The 23700-nt window shown below is 66.1% G+C and carries 25 protein-coding genes and 2 tRNA genes; 17 read left to right on the forward strand and 10 right to left on the reverse strand.

Features of this window, described 5'->3' with window-relative positions; translation table 11 throughout:
• Positions 1-83 precede the first annotated feature (83 nt).
• Entirely contained in the window at positions 84-1073 is a 990-nt protein-coding gene (locus APZ15_RS11570; protein ID WP_027787646.1) for an aliphatic sulfonate ABC transporter substrate-binding protein, read from the reverse strand.
• A gap of 356 nt (positions 1074-1429) precedes the next feature.
• Here APZ15_RS11570 and APZ15_RS11575 point away from each other — a divergent pair, with 356 nt between their 5' ends.
• Entirely contained in the window at positions 1430-2992 is a 1563-nt protein-coding gene (locus APZ15_RS11575) for a DHA2 family efflux MFS transporter permease subunit (protein ID WP_027787645.1), read from the forward strand.
• Positions 2993-3091: 99 nt separating this feature from the next.
• Positions 3092-3529: a MarR family winged helix-turn-helix transcriptional regulator gene (locus APZ15_RS11580; RefSeq protein ID WP_027787644.1), complete on the forward strand. Its 438-nt coding sequence runs from the start codon at positions 3092-3094 to the stop codon at positions 3527-3529.
• A gap of 225 nt (positions 3530-3754) precedes the next feature.
• Here APZ15_RS11580 and APZ15_RS11585 read toward each other — a convergent pair.
• Positions 3755-3841, reverse strand: a tRNA-Leu gene (locus APZ15_RS11585).
• 250 nt (positions 3842-4091) lie between these two features.
• Between APZ15_RS11585 and rnr the strand changes: the two genes are divergently transcribed.
• The 6 genes from rnr to APZ15_RS11615 all read left to right on the forward strand — a co-directional run bounded on the left by rnr (position 4092) and on the right by APZ15_RS11615 (position 11310).
• The gene (gene rnr, locus APZ15_RS11590; RefSeq protein WP_027787643.1) at positions 4092-6581 is read left to right on the forward strand and encodes a ribonuclease R; all 2490 of its coding nucleotides are present in this window, start codon (positions 4092-4094) and stop codon (positions 6579-6581) included.
• Between the two features lie 149 nt (positions 6582-6730).
• A complete protein-coding gene (gene rlmB, locus APZ15_RS11595) occupies positions 6731-7474 on the forward strand; it encodes a 23S rRNA (guanosine(2251)-2'-O)-methyltransferase RlmB (protein ID WP_021161555.1) in 744 nt (247 codons plus the stop codon).
• Between the two features lie 97 nt (positions 7475-7571).
• Positions 7572-8444: an N-acetylmuramoyl-L-alanine amidase gene (locus APZ15_RS11600; RefSeq protein WP_027787642.1), complete on the forward strand. Its 873-nt coding sequence runs from the start codon at positions 7572-7574 to the stop codon at positions 8442-8444.
• 86 nt (positions 8445-8530) lie between these two features.
• Positions 8531-9226 (forward strand): ribose-5-phosphate isomerase RpiA, encoded by a 696-nt coding sequence (gene rpiA / locus APZ15_RS11605; RefSeq protein WP_027787641.1) that lies wholly within the window; start codon positions 8531-8533, stop codon positions 9224-9226.
• A gap of 279 nt (positions 9227-9505) precedes the next feature.
• The gene (locus APZ15_RS11610; RefSeq protein ID WP_027787640.1) at positions 9506-10222 is read left to right on the forward strand and encodes a FadR/GntR family transcriptional regulator; all 717 of its coding nucleotides are present in this window, start codon (positions 9506-9508) and stop codon (positions 10220-10222) included.
• Between the two features lie 101 nt (positions 10223-10323).
• Positions 10324-11310: a Gfo/Idh/MocA family protein gene (locus tag APZ15_RS11615; protein ID WP_027787639.1), complete on the forward strand. Its 987-nt coding sequence runs from the start codon at positions 10324-10326 to the stop codon at positions 11308-11310.
• Between the two features lie 52 nt (positions 11311-11362).
• On the opposite strand, the gene APZ15_RS11620 is transcribed toward APZ15_RS11615, so the two are convergent.
• From APZ15_RS11620 to APZ15_RS11650, 7 genes are all read right to left on the reverse strand, one after another.
• Positions 11363-12055: an amino acid ABC transporter permease gene (locus tag APZ15_RS11620; RefSeq protein ID WP_027787638.1), complete on the reverse strand. Its 693-nt coding sequence runs from the start codon at positions 12053-12055 to the stop codon at positions 11363-11365.
• Between the two features lie 122 nt (positions 12056-12177).
• Complete coding sequence (locus APZ15_RS11625) at positions 12178-12972, reverse strand: cystine ABC transporter substrate-binding protein (protein ID WP_027787637.1); 795 nt, start codon at positions 12970-12972, stop codon at positions 12178-12180.
• A 101-nt stretch (positions 12973-13073) separates the two neighbouring features.
• A complete protein-coding gene (locus tag APZ15_RS11630) occupies positions 13074-14111 on the reverse strand; it encodes a quinone-dependent dihydroorotate dehydrogenase (protein ID WP_027787636.1) in 1038 nt (345 codons plus the stop codon).
• 98 nt (positions 14112-14209) lie between these two features.
• Positions 14210-15040: an arginyltransferase gene (locus APZ15_RS11635; RefSeq protein WP_021161560.1), complete on the reverse strand. Its 831-nt coding sequence runs from the start codon at positions 15038-15040 to the stop codon at positions 14210-14212.
• A gap of 33 nt (positions 15041-15073) precedes the next feature.
• Positions 15074-15838, reverse strand: coding sequence for a leucyl/phenylalanyl-tRNA--protein transferase (aat, locus tag APZ15_RS11640; protein WP_027787635.1), 765 nt, complete (start codon positions 15836-15838; stop codon positions 15074-15076).
• A gap of 11 nt (positions 15839-15849) precedes the next feature.
• Positions 15850-16395 carry an NUDIX hydrolase gene (locus tag APZ15_RS11645; RefSeq protein WP_021161562.1) on the reverse strand — a complete coding sequence of 182 codons (546 nt, stop codon included), beginning with the start codon at positions 16393-16395 and terminating at the stop codon, positions 15850-15852.
• A 183-nt stretch (positions 16396-16578) separates the two neighbouring features.
• Positions 16579-16655, reverse strand: a tRNA-Met gene (locus APZ15_RS11650).
• Positions 16656-16852: 197 nt separating this feature from the next.
• Between APZ15_RS11650 and APZ15_RS11655 the strand changes: the two genes are divergently transcribed.
• Genes APZ15_RS11655 through APZ15_RS11665 form a run of 3 tightly spaced genes read left to right on the forward strand, consistent with a single transcriptional unit; the run spans position 16853 to position 18884 of the window.
• Entirely contained in the window at positions 16853-17350 is a 498-nt protein-coding gene (locus APZ15_RS11655; protein ID WP_027787634.1) for a heme-degrading domain-containing protein, read from the forward strand.
• Positions 17351-17353: 3 nt separating this feature from the next.
• Positions 17354-17692 (forward strand): DMT family transporter, encoded by a 339-nt coding sequence (locus APZ15_RS11660; protein ID WP_027787633.1) that lies wholly within the window; start codon positions 17354-17356, stop codon positions 17690-17692.
• A gap of 31 nt (positions 17693-17723) precedes the next feature.
• Positions 17724-18884 carry an enoyl-CoA hydratase/isomerase family protein gene (locus APZ15_RS11665; protein ID WP_027787632.1) on the forward strand — a complete coding sequence of 387 codons (1161 nt, stop codon included), beginning with the start codon at positions 17724-17726 and terminating at the stop codon, positions 18882-18884.
• Between the two features lie 115 nt (positions 18885-18999).
• Here the strand turns inward: APZ15_RS11665 and APZ15_RS11670 are convergent, their stop codons facing one another.
• A complete protein-coding gene (locus APZ15_RS11670) occupies positions 19000-19428 on the reverse strand; it encodes a hypothetical protein (RefSeq protein WP_006484223.1) in 429 nt (142 codons plus the stop codon).
• 340 nt (positions 19429-19768) lie between these two features.
• On the opposite strand from APZ15_RS11670, the gene ssuD reads away from it, so the two are divergent.
• The 6 genes from ssuD (at position 19769) to APZ15_RS11700 (ending at position 23622) form a co-directional block, all read left to right on the forward strand.
• Positions 19769-20926: an FMNH2-dependent alkanesulfonate monooxygenase gene (ssuD, locus tag APZ15_RS11675; protein ID WP_027787631.1), complete on the forward strand. Its 1158-nt coding sequence runs from the start codon at positions 19769-19771 to the stop codon at positions 20924-20926.
• A 17-nt stretch (positions 20927-20943) separates the two neighbouring features.
• Positions 20944-21756, forward strand: coding sequence for an aliphatic sulfonate ABC transporter permease SsuC (gene ssuC, locus APZ15_RS11680; RefSeq protein ID WP_027787630.1), 813 nt, complete (start codon positions 20944-20946; stop codon positions 21754-21756).
• Positions 21753-22712 (forward strand): ATP-binding cassette domain-containing protein, encoded by a 960-nt coding sequence (locus APZ15_RS11685; RefSeq protein WP_027787629.1) that lies wholly within the window; start codon positions 21753-21755, stop codon positions 22710-22712. Before ssuC ends, APZ15_RS11685 begins: the two co-directional genes overlap by 4 nt.
• 57 nt (positions 22713-22769) lie before the next feature.
• Complete coding sequence (locus APZ15_RS11690; RefSeq protein ID WP_006476104.1) at positions 22770-22985, forward strand: TOBE domain-containing protein; 216 nt, start codon at positions 22770-22772, stop codon at positions 22983-22985.
• A 139-nt stretch (positions 22986-23124) separates the two neighbouring features.
• A complete protein-coding gene (locus APZ15_RS11695; RefSeq protein ID WP_027787628.1) occupies positions 23125-23322 on the forward strand; it encodes a hypothetical protein in 198 nt (65 codons plus the stop codon).
• 54 nt (positions 23323-23376) lie between these two features.
• Positions 23377-23622 (forward strand): hypothetical protein, encoded by a 246-nt coding sequence (locus APZ15_RS11700; protein ID WP_027787627.1) that lies wholly within the window; start codon positions 23377-23379, stop codon positions 23620-23622.
• Positions 23623-23700 lie beyond the last annotated feature (78 nt).

Here is a 23700-nt window from a genome sequence, read left to right on the forward strand (position 1 = left end):
CCGCTATTCTAGCGTGTCGGCGCAGCCTGTCAACACAATTTCATTCAAAGCGATAAAAATATTGCCCCTCGTGCGACGGATTCTCACGCGCCGACCGGAATCGCGCGTTTCGCGTCGAAGTTCCAGCGCTGCGCCTGACTCGTGTCGACTCGCGCCGGCAGCAGTCCGGCCGCGAGGAACGTGTCGGCGATCTTCTGCTGTTCGCCGAAGTTTTGCGCGACCACGGCGCGAACGAGATAACTGCGCCGCGCGTTCGCGCGTGCGATCGTTGCCGCGTCGAGCCCCCAGATCGGCGCAAGCGTATTCGCTGCGTCCTGCGGGTGGTCGCGCAGCCACGTGCCGGCCTGCGACAACTGGTCGAACAGGATCTGGACGACGTCGGGCCGCGCAGTGGCGAAGCTGGTCGACGCAAGGTAGTAGCGCTGGTATGACGCGAGTCCGTTGCCGTCGGCGAGAATCCGTACGTCGGGATTGCGGTCGACCGATGCGACATAGGGATCCCACGTGATCCATGCGTCCACGCTGCCACGCTCGAACGCCGCGCGGCCGTCCGCGGGCGTCAGGTAGTGGATCGTCGCATCGGCCGGCCCGAGCTTCGCGCGTGCGAGTGCGGCAAGCAACAGGTAATGGCTGCCGGCCGCCTTCGTGACCGCAATGCGCCTGCCCTTGAGATCGGCGAGCGTACGCAGTGTGCTGTCCTGCTTGACGATGATCGCCTGCGCTTTCGGCGAAGGCGCTTCCTGTGCGACGTACACGAAACGCGCATGGGCCGCTTGTGCGAAGACCGGGACCGTATCGGCCACGTCGGCGCTGAAATCGACGGCGCCGATGTTGAGCGCTTCGGTCAGCGGCAATCCGCTCGCGAATTCATGCCACGACACGCGCAAGCCGAGCGGCGCCAGCGCCTGCTCGAGCGCGCCGCGCGTCTTGAGCAGCGTGATGAGTGTCGACGACTTCTGGTAGCCGATGCGCAGCACATCGGGTGCGTTCTCGGCGCGCACTCGGACGCCGGCGGCAGCGAGGCCTGCGGCCAGCATCGCGCGCGCGAATGCGCGGCGGTTCATCGGCGTCATGGATCGTGCTCCTTGTCTGGTTCGTTGCATTGAAGCGAGCCGGCTAACGTACCAACAGGGCGAGCGGACGATAACCGATAAATTCTGCTATCGATCCTGCTGGCGGGCATAAGGGTGGGGCCGCGCGTGATCGCGGCGCGTCCATGCATGTGCGGTCGATCGATGCCTTCCGGTTGCATTTGATTGCATAGTCAAATATAGTCATCGCAGAAATATCGAAGTCAGCGATTGGCGTAAGCGTGAGCAACACCCGCGCGGCACGTCGATCGCTTTTTTTCAATCATTTATCTGACTTGTCAGTTAATTTTGCTCGGCGCCGGGGCTGTTCGCGTGGCGCCCGATCAGAAGGACATCCGATGAAGCCGTCCGAAAGTCCGGGTACGCCGGCGCCCCTGACCGGCGCCCGCTTTATGCTGGGAACGCTGGCAGTGGCGCTCGCCACGTTCATGAACGTTCTCGATTCGTCGATCGCCAACGTCGCGATTCCAACCATTTCCGGCAATCTGGGCGTGTCCATCGACGAGGGCACGTGGGTCATCACGCTGTTCTCGGCGGCCAACGCGGTGTCGATCCCGCTGACCGGCTGGCTGACGCAGCGGGTCGGGCAGGTCAGGCTGTTCGTCTGCGCGATCCTGCTGTTCGTGCTGTCGTCAGCTGCGTGCGGGCTCGCGCCCAACCTGACCGTGCTCCTCGCCGCCCGGATCGTTCAGGGTGCCGTGGCCGGGCCGCTCGTGCCGTTGTCGCAGGCGTTGCTGCTGGCTTCGTTCCCGAAGGAGAAGAGTTCGAGCGCGCTGTCCGTGTGGGGGATGACGGCGACCGTCGGGCCGATTGCCGGCCCCGCGCTCGGCGGCTGGATTACGGACAACTACAGCTGGTCGTGGATCTTCTACATCAACGTGCCCGTGGGGTTGTTCGCGGCAGCCGTGATCTGGGCGCTCTATCGCAACCAGGAAACGCCGGCCCGCAAGCTGCCGATCGACAAGGTCGGGCTGATCGTGCTGGTCGTGTGGGTCGCCGCGCTACAGGTCATGCTCGACAAGGGCAAGGATCTCGACTGGTTCAATTCGTCGACGATCTGGATCCTGACCATCGTGGCGGTGGTCGGCTTCGTGTTCTTCCTGATCTGGGAGTTGACCGAGGCGCGTCCGATCGTCGATCTCAGGCTGTTTGCACAACGAAATTTCCTCGGCGGAACGGTGGCGATTTCGATTGCGTTCGCGGTATTTTTCGCCAACCTCGTGATCCTGCCGCAATGGATACAGGGCTCGCTCGGTTATCCGGTGGTCAATGCGGGCCTCGTCACCGCGCCGCTCGGTATCTTCGCGGTGATCCTCGCGCCGATGGTCGGCAAGGTGATGCCGAAATCGGACATGCGTGTGCTCGTCACGTTGGCGTTTCTCGGGTTTGCCGGCGTGTTTTTCATGCGCTCGCGCTATACGACGGGCGTCGATACATGGACGCTCGTGGTGCCCACGCTGCTGCAGGGCATTCCGACGGCGTTCTTCATGACGCCGCTCACGTCGATCATCCTGTCGGGGCTGCCGCCCGAGCGCATCCCGGCGGCGGCCGGCCTGTCCAATTTCGCGCGCGTCTTCATGGGTGCGGTCGGCACGTCGCTCGCGAGCACCGCCTGGAACGACCGCACGATCCTGCATCACGCGCAACTCGCCGAGCAGGGCAGTGTGAACAATCCGATCTTCGCGAGCGCGGTTGCCGGCGTGCAGAGCGCGCTCGATGCCGGTGCGCCGAAGGCACTGACGTTCCTCGAGACGACGTTGAATGCGCAGGCGACGATGCTGGGGCTGAACGACGTTTTCTGGCTGTCGTCGGTGATTTTCGTGCTGATCATCCCGTTGGTCTGGGTGACGAAGCCGGGCAAGGGGGTGGCAGCCGGAGCCGCGGCGGCCGGCGGGCACTGAGCTAGCGCGGGCGGGGCGTATGCGGGGTGCCGCGTGTCTTGAAAAATCGTGATGTCGCAATTATTGTGTGGGTCAACAATATGCGACTCAGCGAGCACGATGGAACACTACACGCCGAAGAATTTCCTGCACACCGAAAGCGTGGGGTTTGTGCTCGTGAAAGCGCGCAACCTGATCACGTCCGAGATGGATGCGGCGTTGAAGGATCTCGATATCACGGCGCAGCAGATGGGCATCCTGCTGTCCCTGCGGACCGGCAGCGCGGCGACGCCGTTCGAATTGTCGAAGCTGCTCGGCGTCGACACCGGGCTGATGACGCGCGTGCTCGACAAGCTGGAGGACAAGGGGCTCGTCGAGCGTTCGCGCAGCGTGAGCGATCGGCGGGTGGTGAACCTCGCGCTGACCGAAGCGGGGCAGGCGGTTGCCGCGCAGATTCCGGAGATTGCGCCGAAGGTGCTCAATGCCCGCTTGCGGAAATTTTCGAAGTCCGAGTTCGACGAGCTGACCCGGCTGTTGCGCAAGTTCATCGGCGAGTAAGCCGGGCGCCTGTTTCCTGGCGCTGAGAATGAAAAAAGGCCGGCTGGAAGCCGACCTTTTCAAAAAACAGATGGTGCCCAGGAGAGGACTCGGTCACACATGCGCGACCCCGGCTGCGCTTGCAAGCGCAGCCTTTCGAGTCCTCGCGCAAAGCGCGCAGGCGCTTTGCTTCCTGGGCTTGAAATGAAAAAAGGCCGGCTAGAAGCCGACCTTTTTAAAAACAGATGGTGCCCAGGAGAGGACTCGAACCTCCACGATGTTGCCACCGCTAGGACCTGAACCTAGTGCGTCTACCAATTCCGCCACCTGGGCACGTTTTGCAGTAGCTGCTTGCTGCAAAGAAGCGAAATTATAGCGCCCCAATTAATCGTGTCAACACTTTTTTGCGATGCACCGCAAACCGGGCTCCGCCGCGCCTGTCGGCGGCATTCCCCGTCATTTGGCGACACAGGCGGGTGATAGAATGACCCGCCGCCGTCAATATAGAACTGTCTGAAGGACACCTCTATGTTGATGCCGTGCACCATCAGTCAACGCAACGAGAACAATCATCGACAAACCCTTGAGCAAATATCCGTACCCCATTCCGAGCCGTGAAGAAATTCTCGGCGTGCTGCGTACGAGCGACGCGCCGCTGGCTGCCAACGACATCGCCGAAGCACTGTCGATCAAGCGTCAGGAGCGCGAGGGGTTCTTCCGGCGTGTCGCCGCGATGGAGCGCGACGGCCAGATCCGCCTCGACAAGCGCGGCCATTACCAGTTGACCCATCCGTCGAACTTCGTCGCCGGGCGCGTGCAAGGGCATCGCGACGGCTACGGGTTCGTGATCCGCGACGACGGCCAGGACGACCTGTTCCTGCCGAACGGTGAAATGCAGAAGGTGATGCACAACGATCGCGTGCTCGCGCGGATCGTCGGCTACGATCGCCGCGGCCGCCCGGAAGGGCACGTTGTCGAAGTCACCGAGCGCGCGAACAAGCGCGTGATCGGCCGCCTGCTCAACGAGAACGGCGCGCTGATCGTCGCACCGGAAGACAAGCGCATCGGCCACGACATCCTGATCACGCAGAACGTGAAGAAGGCGAAGGTCGGGCAGGTCGTCGTCGTCGAGCTGACCGATTTCCCGAGCCGCCATTCGCAGCCGCTCGGCCGTGTCGTCGAGGTGCTCGGCGACATCGACGATCCGGGCATGGAAATCGAAATCGCGGTGCGCAAGTACGGCGTGCCGCACGAATTCAGCCAGCCGGCGCTCGACGAAGCCGCCGCGCTGCCCGACAAGGTGCGGCCGACCGACCTGCGTTTCCGCGTCGACCTGCGCGACGTGCCGCTCGTGACGATCGACGGCGAGGACGCACGCGACTTCGACGATGCCGTCTACTGCGAGCCGGTGAAGGTCGGCCGCGGCGACGGCTACCGGCTGATCGTCGCGATCGCCGACGTGTCGCATTACGTTCAGCCTGGGAGCGCGCTCGATGCCGACGCGCTCGAGCGCAGCACGTCGGTCTACTTTCCGCGCCGCGTGATTCCGATGCTGCCGGAGAAGCTGTCGAACGGCCTGTGCTCGTTGAATCCGCAGGTCGACCGTTGCGTGCTCGCGTGCGACATGGTGATCACCGGGCGCGGCGAGATCAAGGCGTACCAGTTCTACCCGGCCGTCATCCATTCGGCTGCGCGCCTCACGTACACCGAAGTCGCGGCCGTGCTGTCGAACACGAAGGGGCCGGAGGCCGCGCGCCGCGCGGACCTGCTGCCGCACCTGCAGGATCTGTACGGCGTCTACAAGTCGCTGTTCGCCGCACGGCAGAAGCGTGGCGCGATCGACTTCGACACGACCGAGACCTACATCGTCTGCAACTCGCAGGGCAAGATCGAGCAGATCGTGCCGCGCCAGCGTAACGACGCGCACAAGCTGATCGAGGAGTGCATGCTGGCCGCAAACGTCTGCGCGGCCGATTTCCTGAAGCGCAACAAGCATCCGGGCCTGTACCGCGTGCACGCGGGGCCGACGCCGGAGAAGCTCGAGAACCTGCGTGCGTTCCTGCGCGGCATGGGCCTGTCGCTCGGCGGCGGCGACAAGCCGCATGCGAGCGACTACGCGGCGCTGATGGCGCAGATCCGCGACCGGCCCGATGCGCAGATGCTGCAGCCGATGCTGTTGCGCTCGATGCAGCAGGCCGTCTACAGCCCGGACAACATCGGTCACTTCGGCCTGGCCTACGAGGCGTACGCGCACTTCACGAGCCCGATCCGCCGTTATCCGGACCTGCTCACGCACCGCGCGATCTACGCGATCCTGTCCGGCAGGAAATACGTGCCGAAGGCGCCGGACGGCTTCGAGCTGAACACCGCGCTGTCGCCACGCGCCCGTGCGATGCAGCAGGCCGACGACGAAACGCGCGGCCGCTCGCGCCCGAATACGGCGATCTGGGAAGAACTCGGCCTGCACTGCTCGGCGAACGAGCGCCGCGCGGACGAAGCATCGCGCGACGTCGAGGCCTGGCTCAAGTGCTACTTCATGCGCGACAAGCTCGGCGAGGAGTACGGCGGGATGGTGAACGGCGTCACGTCGTTCGGCATCTTCGTGCAGCTCGACACGCTTTTCATCGAAGGGCTTGTGCACGTCACCGAACTCGGCTCGGACTACTTCCAGTACGACGAAATCAAGAACGAGCTGCGCGGCGAACGGACGGGCATCCGCTATCGTCTGTCGGATCGCGTGCGCGTACAGGTGAGCCGTGTCGATCTCGACGCGCGCAAGATCGACTTCCGCCTCGTGCGCGATACGCCGGTGAAGGCGCCGCGCCCGTCGCCCGCGCCGGCTTCGGCTGGCGGCGGTATCGACCGTAACGGCCCGCGTGTCCGTGCTCTGCCGCAGGCGGAAGAACCCGCGCCGCGCCGCAAGAAGGCCGCGAGCGCGCCGAGCGTCGCGGTGAACGACGCGCGCGCCGCGCGTGCCGCCGCGAAGAAGAAGGGCGGTAGTGCCGGCAACGGCGGCGGCGGTGCGGCGGCGAAGCCGACCGCGAAGAAGACCCGCGCCCGCAAGAAGTATTGAGCGTTCGGGGCGGCGCCATGTGCACGCCCTGCAGTATCGAGAGACGCCGCGTCACCGGTCATCGGCCGGCAACGCGGCGCTTTCCTTTTCCATGGATCGCGGCTGCGCGCGTCGCGCGGCCGCACGTTTGATCGAAGGTTGTTCCAGTCATGTCACGTCTGAAGGTTCTTTACGGTTTTCATGCGGTGACCGCACGTTTGCGGCACGATGCATCGACGGTTGCGGAGGTGCTGTACGACCAGACGCGCCGCGACCGCCGCATGCAGGACTTCCTGCACGCCGCGAAGGAAGCGGGCGTGCGGCTGATCGCGGCCGACGAAACGCGCCTGTGGGGCCTCGCGCATACCGAGCGCCACCAGGGCGTCGTCGCGCGTGTCGAGGACATCCCGCTCGCGCAGAACCTGTCCGAGCTGCTCGACGGCATCCAGGGCCCCGCGCTGCTGCTGGTGCTCGACGGCGTCACCGATCCGCACAACCTCGGCGCATGCCTGCGTGTCGCCGATTCGGCCGGTGCGCACGCGGTGATCGCGCCGCGCGACCGTGCGGTCGGCCTGAACGCGACCGCCGCCAAGGTGGCGAGCGGCGCGGCCGATACGGTGCCGTACATCACGGTGACGAACCTCGCCCGTGCGCTGCGCGAGCTGAAGGACGCCGGCGTGTGGGTCATCGGCACGTCGGACGAAGCCTCGGCAACGCTCTACGAAACGAAGCTCGACGGCCCCGTCGCGCTCGTGATGGGCGCGGAAGGCGAAGGCATGCGCCGGCTCACGCGCGACACCTGCGACGAAGTGATGAGCATTCCGATGGCCGGCAGCGTCGAAAGCCTGAACGTGTCGGTCGCAAGCGGCGTGTGCCTGTACGAAGCCGTGCGCCAGCGGCGCGTGAAGGGCTGACGCAGCCCGTCCCGCGCGGCTTGCGCGGGCCTCGAATGACCCGAACGACGCGTGCCGCGATCCGGTGCGGCACGCGGCCCTCCGGAGCACGCGACCGATGACCTTGTTTCGCATAGGCGCGTCCTGCGCCGTGCTGTGCCTGCTGGCTGCCTGCACGTCGCCGACGCTCGTCGAACGCGGCACCTACTATGCCGACACGAGCCTGCACGCGCGTGGTGCCGATTCGCGGATCCGCTTTCTCGTGATGCATTACACCGAAAGCGACGAGGCGAAATCGCTGCGCACGCTGACGGGCGATTCGGTCAGCGTGCATTACGTGATCCCGCCGCAGCCGCGCATCGAGCGCGGGCTGCCCGTCGTCTACCAGCTCGTTCCGGAATCGGAGCGCGCATGGCACGCGGGCGTCAGCGAGTGGCAGGGCACGACCGAGCTGAACGCGGTGTCGATCGGCATCGAGAACGTGAACCGCGGCCCGCTCGATCCGCAGAACCGCACCTGGCAGCCGTATCCGCCCGAGCAGGTCGCCGCACTGACCCGGCTGTCGAAGGACATCGTCACGCGCTACGCGATTCCGCCGACGCGTGTGGTCGGGCACAGCGACATTGCGCCACAACGCAAGATCGATCCGGGGCCGCTGTTCCCGTGGCATGCGTTGGCGCAGGCCGGCGTCGGTGCGTGGCCGGACGCCGCGACCGTGGCGGCGCGGCTCGCCGGTCGTGATCCGCATGCGCCGGTCGACGTGCGCGAACTGCAGCTCAAGCTCGCGCGCTACGGCTACGACGTGGCCACCGACGGCGTGCTCGACGCACGTACGCGACGCGTGTTCGCGGCGTTTCAGATGCATTTCAGGCCGGCCGACTACGCAGGTGATCCGGACGCCGAAACCGATGCGATCGCGCAGGCGTTGCTCGACAAGTACTTCGCCGGCACGCAACCCGCGGACTATGCGCCCGCGGCAGGTGAGCCCTGAACCCGCACCGCACGCCGAAAAACGCGGGCCGCCATCCGACTCCGGTAAACTGGCGGTTTTCCGCAATCCCGCAGCTTTACCACTCCATGACTCAAGACGAACTCAAACGCCTCGTCGGCCAGGCCGCCGCCGATTACGTGATCCAGAACGTGCCGGAAGGCGCCGTGATCGGCGTCGGCACCGGCTCGACCGCCAACTGCTTCATCGACGCGCTCGCCGTCGTCAAGGCACGCTATCGCGGCGCCGTGTCGAGCTCCGTCGCCACGACCGAACGCCTGAAATCGCACGGCATCAAGGTGTTCGACCTGAACGAGGTCGACTCGCTGCAGGTGTACGTCGATGGCGCCGACGAGATCGACGCCGGCGGCGCGATGATCAAGGGTGGCGGCGGTGCGCTCACGCGCGAGAAGATCGTCGCATCGGTGGCCGACACGTTCGTCTGCATCGCTGACGCCAGCAAGCGCGTGCCGGTGCTCGGCGCGTTCCCGCTGCCGATCGAAGTCGTGCCGATGGCGCGCACGGCGATCGGCCGGCGCGTGACCGCACTCGGCGGCGTGCCCGTGCTGCGCGTGACGAAGGACGGTGCGCCGTACATCACCGACAACGGTAACGAGATCATCGACGTGAAGGGGCTGCAGATCGCCGACCCGCGCGGCTTCGAAGCGCAGGTGAACGCATGGCCGGGCGTCGTGACGGTCGGCCTGTTCGCCGAGCGCGGCGCGAATCTGTGCTTGCTCGGCACGGAAAACGGCGTTGAAACGATCGTTTATTCGGCTAATTGAAAGATATAGAAAGCAGTCCGTAACGGTGTGCCAAGCACCGTAATGAACTGAATGTTTAAATCTTGTGGAATTCGGGGCCCGGTAGGCGCAATGCGCTTCCCGGGCCTTATTTTTAGCCGTATAAATCACCCCGTCAAAAAGAGGGATAACCCTGTCAGGTGTTTACCAGATAGCGAAATGTCCTCGAACTCATCAACTTATAGATCATAAGAACAGTCGTAACCAGGGCCGGCGGAACTGCGGAGCAGGTGTTCGCAAATCGACGCACGGGGAGGTGTCATGGAGCAGGGCAAAGACCGGTCACTGGTCGCCAAAGTGATGGATGGGCTTGTCTCGGGTATCGTCGAAGACAAGTACGGCGGCATCTTGCCGCCGCAGGACGTGCTGTCGAAAGAGTTCGATGTGAGTCGCACCGTGATGCGGGAAGCGTTGTCGATGTTGCTTGCGCGCGACATGCTCGACGTGCGTCCGAAAGTCGGCACGCGCGTGCGGCCGATGCGCGACTGGCGCATGATCGATGAAGACGTGGTGAGCTGGCGCTTCCGGGCGAAACCCGATCCGCAGTTCATGCGCGACGTCATCGAATTCCGGATGCTGATCGAACCGCGCGCGACCGCGCAGGCGGCGGTGCGCGCAACGGCGGCGGACATCGCCGGCATCCGTGAAGCGTTCGATGCATTCAAGGTGCTGCAGCCGGGCGATTCCGGCTACGACACGGCGGACGAGTTGCTGCACACGCGGATCGTCCAGGCGAGCGGCAACCAGTTCTTCCAGCAGATGGCGGCGATCGTACGCGGCGCGGTACGCCTCGTGAATCCGCGTGTCGTGCAGAAGGAGGGCGCGCACGACGTCGTGGTGAAGGCGCACGCGCGTGTGGTCGACGCAATCGAGCGGCGCGATCCGCGCGAAGCCGAAGCCGCTTCGCTCGCGCTGATCGATTTCAGCGCCGACGAGATCTCGCGCGACTTCTCCGTCGACGTGCCCATGCGCGCCTGACGCGGCGCGTTTCGCTCATCCGTGTGCCGCCGGGCCGTTTATCATGACGTCCGGCCGGCAGCGTGCCGGCCACCGTCATACGACCGACACGGAAGATCAGGATGAACGACAACGACCATCGCCCGGTGCGCTTCGGCATCATCGGCGCAGGCAGCATTGCGCGCCGCTTCGCGCAAAGCCTCGCACATGTGCCGGGCGCCACGCTCGCCGGTGCCTGGGCCCGCCGCGCAGACGCCGCGGCAGCCTTTTGCGGCGCGCACGGCGGTTCGCCTGCCGCAAGCCTCGAAGCACTCCTCGCGAGCGATATCGACGCGGTCTACATCGCGACGCTCCATGACAGTCACGCGCAGTACACGCTTGCCGCGCTTGCCGCCGGCAAGGCCGTGCTGTGCGAAAAGCCCGCGACGCTGAACGCGGCGCAGCTCGACACCGTGCTGCAGGCGGCACGCGACGCCGGGCAGCTTTTCATGGAGGCGATGAAGCCGCCGTTCTTCCCGCTGTACCGTCAGTTGCGCGCGCACCTGCAGGACGATCCGATCGGCGAGATCCGGCTCGTGCGGGCAGGGTGCGCGTCGTCGTCGGTACCCGGCGATCATTCCGTCTATCGCCTCGATCGCGCGGGCGGTGCGCTGCTCGATATCGGGATCTACGAGGCCTTTCTCGCGGTCGACTGGCTCGGTGCGGCGCTCGACGTACAGACGCTCGGCCGCGTCGGCGCGACGGGTGTCGACCTGTTCGCGAGCCTGAACAGCGTGCATGCGCACGGCGGGATCGCACAGCTTTTTTGCGGGCTCGACGTGATGGGGCGTGGCGACGCGCTGATCGCCGCAGCCGGCGGCCACGTGACGATTCACGAGAAGTGGTGGAACCCGGTGCGCGCGACGATCAGCTATGCGGACGGGCGCACCGTCGAACTCGACGCGCCGGCTGAAGGCGGCGGATTGAACTACGAGACCGCACACTTCTGCGACCTGCTGCGCACGGGCAAGACCGAAAGCCCGATCATGACGCACGATCATTCGCGGCAGATGATCGCGATGACCGACGCCGCGCGAGCGGCGCTCGGCGTGCGCTATTCGGGCGAGTAAGCGGGAAGGAAGGCGCCGGGCGCACGCGGGCGGCCCGGCGAACGGCCGGTGCTCAGTGCCGCGACGGCAGCGACAGGCGTTTTTCGTACCAGCGCTGCACCCATTCGAGGATCTGGCACAGGATCCAGTACACGGCCGCTGCGGCGAGATAAAGCGGCAGCGGCTGATAGGTCGCCGCGATCACTTCCTGCGCGCTGCGCAGCAGTTCGGTCACGGTGATCACGGACACGAGCGACGTATCCTTGATCAGGCTGATCAGGCTGTTCGACAGGCTCGGCACCGCGATGCGCAGCGCCTGCGGACCGATCACGTAGCGCAGCGTTTGCCCCCACGACAGCCCGAGGCTGTACGCAGCCAGCCATTGACCGCGAGCGATCCCGTTGATCGCGCCGCGCATGCTTTCCGACATGTAAGCCGCGACGTTCGCGGACAGCGCGATGACGCCGGCGGGCGTCGGGTCGAGCGAGATGCCGAGGCTCGGCAGCCCGTAATAGATGACGAAGATCTGCACGAGCAGCGGCGTGCCGCGCATCAGGCTCACGTACGCGCGTGCCAGCCACGCGAGCGCGTTGACCCAGATGCGTTCGAAGCCGTCGAGCGCTTCGCTTTGCCGGATGCTCATCATCGCGAGCACGACGGCGCCAAGCAGGCCGAACACCATCGACAGCACGGCGAACTTGACGGTCAGCACGGCACCCTGGGCGAGCACCGGCAGCGATTGGACGAGCAGGGACGTTGTCGACATGGAATACGAATCGAATGCGTGCGCGAAAGCGCAATCATAAACCGGACGAATAAAACAAAGGGCGGCATCGTCGCGGATGCCGCCCTTTCCGGCCCGCCGTCAGGCGGGAAATGCAGGCGTGCTTACTTGATCGGTTTCGTCACGTCGATGCCGAACCATTTGTCCGAGATCTTCGTGAACGTGCCGTCGGCCTGAAGTTGCGCCATCGCGTCGTCGATCGCCTTCTGGAACTTCGGGTTGCCCTTCTTGAACGGGATGCCCGACGGGTTCGCCGAGCCGACGTTCGCGCCCGGGCGCAGCGGCAGTTGCGAATTCTTCGTCAGGTACGCGAGCATCAGGCGGTCGTTGAGCGCGGCGTCGAGGCGGCCGGCCGCGAGATCGCGCAGGTACTCGGGCGCACCCGGGTACGTCTTCACGTCGATGCCGGGCACCGACTTCGCCATGTCCATGTAGTTCGTGCCGAGCGCGACGCCGAGCTTCTTGCCCTTCAGGTCATCCAGCGACTTGAACTCGCGCGTGTCGTCCTTGCGCTGGATCAGCTGCGCGGACGAAAACGTGTAAGGCGGCGAGAAGTCGAGCGTTTCCTTGCGCTTGTCGGTGATGCCGACCTGGTTGGAGATCACGTCGAACTTGCCGGCCTGCAGACCCGCGATGATGCCGCTCCATTCGGTCGTCACGAATTCCGCCTTCACGCCGAGCTTCGCGGCCACGGCTTTCGCGATGTCGACGTCGAAGCCGACGAGCTCGCCTTGCGGGTTTTTCGAGTTGAACGGCGGGAACGTGCCTTCAAGGCCGACCCGCAGCGTGCCGCGTTGTTTCACCTGGTCGAGGAGGTCGGCCGCATGCGCGGTGGCGGCAGCGAGCGACGTGCCGATCAGGCCGGCAACCAGCAGCTTCTTCAGCAGCGCAATCTTCATCGTGTGTTTCCTTGCCCTGTCCGGGTCATTGATTCTGATAATGAGGGCCGATGATAGCAAAAATGCAATCGGCCTCTAAATATCGTTTGTTTATGCCTATATTACGCGGCGCGTTCGCTGGCGACGGCCTTCACGCACTCCGCGACGAGCGCGGGGCCGCGGTAGATGAAGCCCGTATAGAGCTGCACGAGCGCTGCGCCGGCCGCGAGCTTCGCACGGGCGTCCTCGCCCGAGAAGATGCCGCCGACGCCGATGATGGGCACTTCGCTGCCGACTTCGGCGTGCAGCTTGCGGATCACTTCGTTCGACGCGTCGAACACGGGGCGGCCCGACAGGCCGCCGGCTTCGTCCGCATGCGGCAGGCCCTGGACGGCCGCGCGCGACAGCGTCGTGTTGGTGGCGATGACCGCCTCGATCTTGTGGCGCAGCAACGTGTCGCCGATTTCCTTGACCTGTTCGTCGTCGAGATCGGGGGCGATCTTCAGCGCGAGCGGCACGAGCTTGCCGTGCAGGTCGGCGAGGCGCTGCTGCTTGTCCTTCAGCGCCGCGAGCAGCGCGTCGAGCTCGCCCGCGCCCTGCAGCTGGCGCAGGTTCTTCGTGTTCGGCGACGAGATGTTGATCGTTACGTAGCTCGCGAACGGGTACACGCGCTCGAGGCAGTACAGGTAATCCTCTGCGGCACGCTCGATCGGCGTATCGGCGTTCTTGCCGATGTTCAGGCCGAGGATGCCCCGATAGCGGGCGGCCTGGACGTTCTTCACGAACTGGTCGACACCGTGATTGTTGAAGCCCATCCGGTTGATCAGCGCCTCGGCCTGCGGCAGGCGGAACATCCGCGGGCGCGGGTTGCCTGGCTGCGGGCGCGGCGTGACCGTACCGACCTCGATGAAGCCGAAGCCGAGTGCCGCAAGGCCGTCGATGGCCGCGCCGTCCTTGTCGAGGCCTGCCGCGAGGCCGACCGGGTTGCGGAACGTGAGCCCCATCACGGTGCGCGGCGCGTCGGGCACGCGGGCCGACAGCGCGCAGGCAAGGCCCGTGCGGCCGGCCGCGCCGAGCGCGCGCAGCGTGAGGTGGTGAGCGTCTTCCGCATCCATCTTGAACAGGGATGCGCGGGCCAGCGGATAAAGGGAACTGAACACGGGAATAGGGCGGACAGCCGGAATGGATGACAACCCGCTATTTTACCGGGAGTTGAGCGGCAGGGGCGCGCTTCGCGTCCTCGCCCCCGCAGCGCGCGTCAGCCCGAGCCGGAATGTCCGCCCGGCAATGGCGCGCGGGCCAGTGCCGCGTCGACGGGCGGCAGGTCGATCCGATCCGGATCGAGTATCTTCCAGCGGCCGTCGATCAGCCCTTCGAGCGGGTGGAAGTTCGCCTTGTAGGCCATCTTCGGGCTCTCGCGGATCCAGTATCCGAGATACACGTAGGGCAGGCCGAGGCTCTTGGCCTGTTCGATCTGCCACAGGATGTTGTAGGTGCCGTAACTCGTGTGCTGGTCGTCGGGCTCGAAGAACGTGTAAACGGACGACAGCCCGTCGCCGAGGATGTCGATCATGCTGACCATGCGCAGCCTGCCGGGCTCGCCGCCCGGTGTGTCGAGGTCGCGGAATTCGACGAGGCGCGAATTGATCCGGCTCTGCAGCAGGAATTGCTCGTACTGGTCGCGGCTGTCGCGATCCATGCCGCCGCCCGCGTGGCGCGCGGACTGGTAGCGCATGTAGAGCGCGTAGTGCTCTTCGTCGTAGTGCAGCGGCGAAACCGTCGCGACGAGCGTGCGGTGCCGCTTCCACATCCGGCGCTGCGTACGCGACGGCGCGAACGCGTCGACGGGCACGCGCACCGGCACGCAGGCACGGCAGCCGTCGCAGTACGGGCGGTATGTGAAGACGCCCGAACGCCGGAAGCCGGCCTTCACGAGCTCGGTATAGATGTCGGAATTGATCAGGTGGCTCGGCGTCGCGACTTGCGAGCGCGCGACGCGGCCGTCCAGATAGCTGCACGGATAGGGCGCCGTTGCATAGAATTGCAGCGCCGAAAGCGGTGAAAGCGGCAGCTCAGTCGGATGAGTCATGGGCAGCTCTCGTTGCAGGGAGGGAGTGCCGCGCTAGCGCTCGATCCCGGAGGGGGGCACCGTTTCGGCGCGGCCCGTCAGCGCGGCGAGCACGCGCTTGTCGAACTGCCACGGAATCGGCGGTTCGGCTACCGCGCTGCGCACGTGAGCGACAAAGGCCTTGCGTGCGATCTCGCGGCCGCCGAGCGACGCTAGATGCGACGTATTCTGCTGGCAGTCTATCATTTCCAGCCCCTGCTCGCGAAGGTGCGCGACGAGCGTGGCCAGCGCGATTTTCGATGCGTCGGTCGCGTCCGCATACATCGACTCGCCGAAAAACATCCGCCCGAACGACACACCGTACAGGCCGCCGACGCGTCGCCCGTCGTGCCAGGTCTCGATGCTGTGCGCGTTGCCTGACCGGTAGAGCGACGTGTATGCATCGATGATCTCGGCCGTGATCCATGTGCCGCGCTGGCCGCGGCGCGGCGCCTGCGCGCAGGCGCGCATCACGCCCGGAAAGTCGTGGTCGACGCGCACTTCCCATTCGGGCTCGCGCAGCACGCGCTTCAGCGTCTTGCGCAGCGAAGGCGACACCTTGAACTCGGCCGGCACGAGGATCATGCGCGGGTCGGGGCTCCACCACAGCACGGGCTGGCCGTCCGAATACCACGGGAAGATGCCGCGCAGGTATGCGTCGATGAGGCGCGACGGCAGCAGGTCGGCGCTCGCGGCGAGCAGCCCCGGCGCGCCGGTCGCGGGGCCGAGCGCGCGTTCGATGGACGGAAACGGATCGTCCGGGCCGAGCCAGGGGACCATGGGGCGAGGGCTCAGCCGTTGCGCAGCGAGCGGAAGATATCGCCGGTGTGCACCCCGTAGTCGCCGGCGGCGCGATCGGCGAAGAAGAATCGCAGGGTCTGGCTGACGGTCGGGAACGCGATTTCGTCCCACGGGATGTCGGCTTCGTCGAACAGCTTCACTTCGAGGCTTTCCTCGCCGGCTTCGAATCCCGGATCGGTGAGCCGCGCGAGGTAGAACAGGTGGACCTGGTGCACGTGCGGCACGTTGAGCAGCGTGAACAGGTTCTGCACCTCGACGCGCGCACCGGCTTCCTCGAGCGTTTCGCGCGCGGCGGCTTCGGCCGTTGTCTCGCCCATTTCCATGAAGCCCGCGGGCAGCGTCCAGAACCCGTAGCGCGGTTCGATCGCGCGGCGGCACAGCAGGATCTGATCGCCCCAGACCGGGACCGTTCCGACGACGTTGCGCGGATTCTGGTAGTGGATCGTGCCGCAGTGATCGCAGACGAAGCGCTCGCGGTTGTCGCCCGGAGGAATGCGCGCGATGACTTCGTGACCGCAGACGGAGCAGAATTTCATGTCGAGTGGAAGGGACGAGGTGATGCGAGTGTATCACCGGGTCGCGGCATTCTTGAACGCCTGCGCATGCCGGCCGCGTGTCGCGCGAAGCGGAAGGTGCCGATGCGCGAAGAGGGGAGGGAAATGCGACGGAAAAACAAAAAGCCCGGCACTGAGCCGGGCTTTTTGCATGAATCGGGGCGTTGGTTGCGGGGGTAGGATTTGAACCTACGACCTTCGGGTTATGAGCCCGACGAGCTGCCAGACTGCTCCACCCCGCGTCCGTCGAAGAAATGAATTATAAGGAGTTACCCGAACGTGTGCAAGCACTTTCTGACAATCGCGTGTCGTGTCTTGTAGGGACGGTACGTCGGGCGCGTGCGCTAGAATCGAACGGTTTGTTTCGCCTCTTCGCCAGCGACGCCATGCGCGATCGCATCGGCGCCGTTGCAACTCTCATTACTGCATCGACGGATTCATGGACATCGCTCACGATCTGCAATCGATCGGCGCGCAGGAACAGGCGCTCGTGTTTCCCCATTTCGACCCGGCCCGCGCGTGGGCGCTCGGCAACCGGATGCATGCGCTCGCGGCGTCTCGCGGCCATGCGGTCGCGCTCGACATCGTCACGTTCGGCCAGCCGCTGTTCTACGCAGCGCTCGCCGGAGCCACGCCCGACAACGCTGACTGGGTGCGCCGCAAGCGCAACGTCGTCGCCCATTTCCGCCGCAGTTCGTACGCCATCGGCCTGCGCATGCAGCAGGCGGGCGCGACGCTGGCGGACAAGCACGGGCTGCCGATCGCCGAATATTCGGCGCACGGTGGATCGTTTCCGCTGACCGTCGCCGGCGCCGGCGTGATCGGCTCGATCACCGCGTCCGGGCTGCCGCAGCGCGCGGATCACGAATTCGTCGTCGAGGTGCTGTGTGCCGAGCTCGGCCACGACTACGCCGTGCTGGCCCTCGCAAGGAACTGAGCGATGCAGCTTCCCGGTTACGCATGGCTCGCGATCGCGATCGTCGCGGAAGTGGTCGGCACGTCCGCGCTGCGCGCGGCGGACGGCTTCACGCGCTTCTGGCCGTCGGCGCTCGTCGTCGCCGGCTACGGCATCGCGTTCTACTGCCTGTCGCTCACGTTGCGCACGATGCCCGTCGGCATCATCTATGCCGTCTGGTCGGGTGCCGGCATCGTGCTGATCACGCTCGTCGCGATGCTGCTCTATCGCCAGGTGCCGGACCTGCCGGCCGTGATCGGCCTCGGCCTGATCATCGCGGGTGTCGTGGTGCTGAACCTGTTTTCGAAGATGCAGACGCACTGAGCGTGCGACTGCCATTTGCCGGATGGCCCTCATGACCGATTCCACTCCCACTTCCGCTGCCGTTTCCGCCGAATCCGCCCAGCCCGACGTATGCGCGTATGTCGTGAACCGCATCGGCTTTCTCGAACTGAACCGCCCGAAGGCGCTGAACGCGCTGTCGGTCGGCATGATCCGGCTGATGCAGCAGGCGCTCGACGCGTGGCGCGACGATCCCGAGGTCGTCGCGATCGTCGTGCACAGCCCGCATCCGCGCGCGTTCTGCGCGGGCGGCGACGTGCGCTTCTTCCATGACGCATGGCAGCGCGGGGACCGCGATGCGGTCGACACGTTCTTCATCGACGAATACACGCTGAACCACGCGATCTTCACCTATCCGAAGCCTTACATCGCGCTGATGCACGGCGTCGTGATGGGCGGCGGCATGGGCATTTCGCAGGCGGCGCGGCATACGGGCGGCCTGCGTGTCGTGACCGACTCGACGAAGATGGCGATGCCGGAAACGCGTATCGGCCTGTTCCCGGACGTCGGGATGAGCTGGTTCCTCGCGCGCACACCCGGCGCGATCGGCCGCTATCTCGCCGTGACCGGCGCGACGCTCGACGCGGCCGGCGCGCTGTACGCGCAGCTCGCCGACGTCTATCTGCCCGATGCCGCGCTGCCGGCGCTGCTCGACACGCTGCGTCACGCGCGCATCGACAGCGGCGAGCAGGCCGTCGCGTGCGTAGCCGAGGCGGCCGCCGCACACAAGGTCGTGCCGACGCCCGACACGTCGGCGCTGGCCGACGCGCGCGCGGGGATCGATCGGCATTTCGCGCAGCCCGACATCGTCGCGATTCTCGCGTCGCTCGACGCCGAGCAGGATTGCGCGGCCGTCGACGGATGGGTCGAGAAGGCGACCCATGCGATGCGCGAACAGTTGTCTCCGCTGTCGATGGCCGTGTCGCTGGAAGTCGTCGAACGTGCACGCGGCGCGACGATGGCCGATTGCCTGCGGCGCGATCTCGACCTCACACGCTCGACGTTCGCGCGCGGCGACGTGATCGAAGGCGTGCGCGCGCTGATCGTCGACAAGGACCACCAGCCGGTCTGGCGCTTCAAGTCGTCCGCCGATATCGATCGTGCAGACGTGCTCGCGATGTTCGACAGCCCGTGGACACCTGACACGCATCCGCTGCGGAATCTGCAGGACTGACATCGGGCCGACCGACGCGCGAGCCGGAAACGAAAAGGCCGCCTGCAGGTGCAGGCGGCCTTTTGCATGGATGTCGACCGCCCGGCGGCCGAAGGGCGTAGCGCTTGCGCCCGCGTTACTCGTCGCCGGCGTCGTCCGACATGAACGCGCGCATGAACACGAGCGCGCCGAAGCCCCATACCGCGTTTGCCGCGAAGCCGGCGGCGAGCACGGGCATCATGTTGCCCGACGGCCAGATCCCGCGCAGCGGATCGATCGCGAACACGCGGGCGGCCGTCAGCACGATGCCGCCGAACACCAGCGCGCCGATCCACGATGCCTCGCGTTCCGGCGAGACGCGCAGCAGCCACGCCATCGGGATCGCGCAGCACGCGCTGATCAGCGCATTCGCGACAAATTCAGGAATGCCGAGCGGCGCGAACGGCTGCGTGGAGAAGCCGGTTGCGGCGATCAGGTCGGCCGTATGAAGGAGTGCGAGCGTGGCTTCGCGGAAGAACAGGGCGGCCAGGAAGCCGGACAGGAATGGCAGGATGACTTTCTGCATCGATGAGTGCACCGCAGGCGCGCACGGCCGGGGCTGTACGCGCGGAGTTATTCGGATAGGTGCGCCATTATAGGGCCCGCCCGCGGTGATATTCGCTCCAGCGTCGTGCTAATCACGAAAGCGGAAAACCTAAGCTCAAAAAAATCGTTCCAAAGCCCTGTACCGATCCCTAGACTGATTTCCCAGAAACAGCCGTGCAATCGCGTCCTCGCCCGCTGCACGGCCTGACCGGCGAACCATCCCGATTCGAACGCACACCATGCATGCGCCGCTGATCCGCGACGCGAGCAGGGCGGTGTTTTTTCAAATTCCGGCAAGGACAGTCAAGCAGGAGCAGCAGATGAATGTGTTCTGGTTTATCCCCACGCACGGCGACAGCCGCTATCTCGGTACGGCCGAAGGTGCACGCGCCGCGGATTACGATTACTTCAAGCAGGTGGCGGTTGCGGCCGACACGCTCGGCTACGAGGGCGTGCTGCTGCCGACCGGCCGTTCCTGCGAGGATGCGTGGGTCGTTGCGTCGAGCCTGATCCCGGCGACGCAGCGCCTGAAGTTCCTGGTCGCGATCCGTCCCGGTATCGCGTCGCCCGGGCTGTCGGCGCGGATGGCCGCGACGTTCGACCGTCTGTCGGGCGGCCGCCTGCTGATCAACGTCGTGACGGGCGGCGATGCCGCCGAACTCGAGGGTGACGGCCTGTTCGCCGATCACGACACGCGCTACGAAATCACCGACGACTTCCTGAACATCTGGCGCGGGCTGCTGTCCGCGTCGCACGACAACGGCGGGTTCGACTACATCGGCAAGCACTTGCAGTCGAAGGGCGGCAAGGCGCTGTATCCGCCCGTGCAGCGTCCGCATCCGCCGTTGTGGTTCGGCGGTTCGTCGCCGGCCGCGCATCAGATCGCGGCCGATCACATCGACACCTACCTGACCTGGGGCGAGCCGCCCGAGGCCGTCGCGAAGAAGATCGCCGATATTCGGGCCCGCGCGGAAGCCCGCGGCCGCAAGATCAAGTTCGGGATTCGTCTGCACGTGATCGTGCGCGAGACCGAGGACGAAGCATGGCGCGACGCGGAGCGCCTGATCAGCCGCCTCGACGACGAAACCATCGCCCGCGCGCAGAAGGCGTTCGCGAACATGGATTCGGAAGGCCAGCGCCGGATGGCCGCGCTGCACGGCGGCAAGCGCGGCGGCCGCGAGACACTCGAGGTGTATCCGAACCTGTGGGCCGGCGTCGGCCTCGTGCGCGGCGGCGCGGGTACCGCGCTCGTCGGCAATCCGGAACAGGTCGCGGAGCGCATGCGCGAATACGCGGATCTCGGCATCGAAACCTTCATCCTGTCCGGTTATCCGCACCTGGAGGAGTCGTACCGTTTCGCGGAACTCGTGTTCCCGCTGATCAAGGGCAACGGCGCGGCGAAGGCGACCGGCCCGCTGTCCGGCCCGTTCGGCGAGATCGTCGGCAACAGCTATCTGCCGAAGGCAGCCCAGAGCTGAGTGACAGGAGGCCTGCGATGACAACGAAAACGTCGGCGACGGGGGCGGCCCTGGCCGCCCGCGCATGGCGCGGCGTCGCGCCGTGGTTCGTGCCGCTCGCGCTGCTGGTGGCATGGGAAGTCGGCGCCCGCGTCGGCTGGCTGTCGACCCGCGTGCTGCCCGAACCCGTGGCGGTCGTGCGAGCGGCCTGGTCGCTCGTGACGTCGGGGGAAATGTGGGCGAACGTGAAAGTCAGCACATGGCGCGCACTGTTCGGTTTCGCGATCGGCGGCGGTGTCGGCCTCGCGCTGGGGCTCGCGACCGGCTTGTCGAAGGCGGCCGAGGTCGCGCTCGATTCGACGATCCAGATGATCCGCAACATTCCGGCGCTCGCGATGATTCCGCTCGTGATCCTGTGGTTCGGCATCGACGAGAAGGCGAAGCTGTTCCTCGTCGCGCTCGGGGTGTTCTTTCCGGTCTACATCAACACGTACCACGGGATCCGCTCGGTCGACGCCAACCTGATCGAGATGGCGAAGAGCTACGGCGTGCGCGGCTTTGCGCTGTACCGCGACGTGATCCTGCCCGGTGCGCTGCCGTCGATTCTCGTCGGCGTGCGCTTTGCGCTCGGGCTGATGTGGGTGATGCTGATCGTCGCGGAAACGATCTCGGCGCAGTCGGGCATCGGCTACATGACGATGAATGCGCGTGAATTCCTGCAAACCGACGTGGTGGTGGTCGGCATCCTGCTGTACGCGGTGCTCGGCAAGCTGGCCGACGTGCTGGCGAAATGGCTCGAGCGCGTGACGCTGCGCTGGCACCCGGCTTATCAATCAGGAGCAAAGGCATGAATGCGACGACTTCGGCGGCCGCCTACGGCCCGCTTGCCGGCGCAGACCTCGAGGTCGAACTGGCGCAGGCGCGTGTCACAGACGGCGACGCGCGGGATGCGGCGATCCTCGACCGTGACGGCAGTGCGTCCATCGTTCCGCTCGCGCGGCGGCGGGCAGGAAGCCCGGCACCCGACGACGCGGTGACGCTGTCGGGTGTCAGCAAGCGCTTCGGCGCACGCACGGTGCTCGACGACGTCGAGCTCGGCATCGCGCGCGGCAGCTTCGTCGCGATTGTCGGCCGCAGCGGCTGCGGCAAGTCGACCCTGCTGCGTCTCGTCGCCGGGCTCGAGCAGCCGAGCAGCGGCGCGCTCGTGACGCGTGGCGAAGGCGGCGGCGTGCTCGACACGCGGATCATGTACCAGGATGCGCGCCTGCTGCCATGGAAGACCGTGCTGCAGAACGTGATGCTGGGCCTCGGACGCGGCGCGCGCGACAAAGCGCGCGCGGTGCTCGACGAAGTCGGCCTGCTGGAGCGTGCGAACGACTGGCCCGCGCAACTGTCGGGCGGCCAGCGGCAGCGTGTGGCACTGGCCCGCGCGCTTGTTCACCGGCCGCAACTGCTGTTGCTCGATGAGCCGCTCGGCGCGCTCGACGCGCTGACCCGCATCGAGATGCATGCTCTGATCGAGCGGTTGTGGCGTGAGCACCGGTTCACCGCGCTGCTCGTCACGCACGACGTGCAGGAAGCCGTCGCGCTCGGCGACCGCATCCTGCTCATCGAGCAGGGGCGCGTGGCGCTGGATCAGCCGGTGCCGCTCGACCGGCCGCGCGCCCGCGCATCGGCCGCGTTTGCGGCGCTGGAGGACCGCGTGCTGAAACGCGTGCTCGCCGGCGGGCCCGGTACGGACGCACAGGGCGAGGCGCACGAGGCAGACAACGTTCGACCGGTCGGGCAGATCCGCTGGGCCGTTTAAATCCGGGCGGCAGCGGCCGCCCGTTCTGAGATCTTTTTCTTCGGAGCGATCAACCTGATGAGCATCACTGCAATCAACGTACGTAACCAGTTCAAGGGCAAGGTGAAGGAGATCATTCGCGGATCCGTGGTCTCCGAGGTCGACGTCGAGACGCCGTTCGGCATCGTCACGTCGGTGATCACGACCCGTTCGGTCGACGAACTCGAACTGAAGGTCGGCGCGGAAGTCGTCGCGCTCGTGAAATCGACCGAAGTATCGATCGCACGCCTCTGAGCGCGTGTCCCGCGCCGGTGCGGCGCCGCGGGCAACCTGCCCGTTGGCGCCGCCCGGCATTTGCGCAGCGCGTTTGCCTTGGTATTCGACGTCCGGACGAAGTGCTAGGATGGAGCGACACCGATGCCGGAGGCCACGCATGACCCCCATCCTTTCCCCCGAAGCCATCGAGGCGCTGAAGTGGATCGACCAGTTCGGTGAAAGCCGGCCGGTTCCCGCTGCATTCGACGACGTCGTCTACGCGTTGCTGAACGAGGGGCTGATCTATCAGGCGGCGGCCGACCGGGTCGACCTGACGGCCGATGGCAAATCCTTTTTGTCCGACGAATACGATTGAGCGCACGGCGCCGGCCGCGCGGGCGGCCGGCGCTGCGTCGCCACGGAGCGTGCGATGGAACCGAGAGGCAGCGACCTCGGCGATTTCAGCGAGCCGTACCGCGGCTACGAGATCGAGGTGAAGACCGAGCAGGTCTGGGACGGCGAGCATGCGCATTACCGCGTGCTGCAGGGCGATGCCGTGCGGATCGACTGGCGGCTCGTCAAGGTGGACGGGATCCTGCTGACCGAACGACGCGTGATCGAGCGCGTGCTGGACGAGGCGCGGCGGGCGGTCGATGCGGAGCTGGGCGAGGGGTAGCGTGCATGCCGGGCAGGCCTGCCCGCTGTTGCGGTAAAATGCCGGGTTGTTTCCGCGCCGTCTGGCCTGTTGCCCGAA

Origin of the sequence: Burkholderia cepacia ATCC 25416 (genome assembly GCF_001411495.1) — a bacterium.
Lineage (GTDB): Bacteria > Pseudomonadota > Gammaproteobacteria > Burkholderiales > Burkholderiaceae > Burkholderia > Burkholderia cepacia.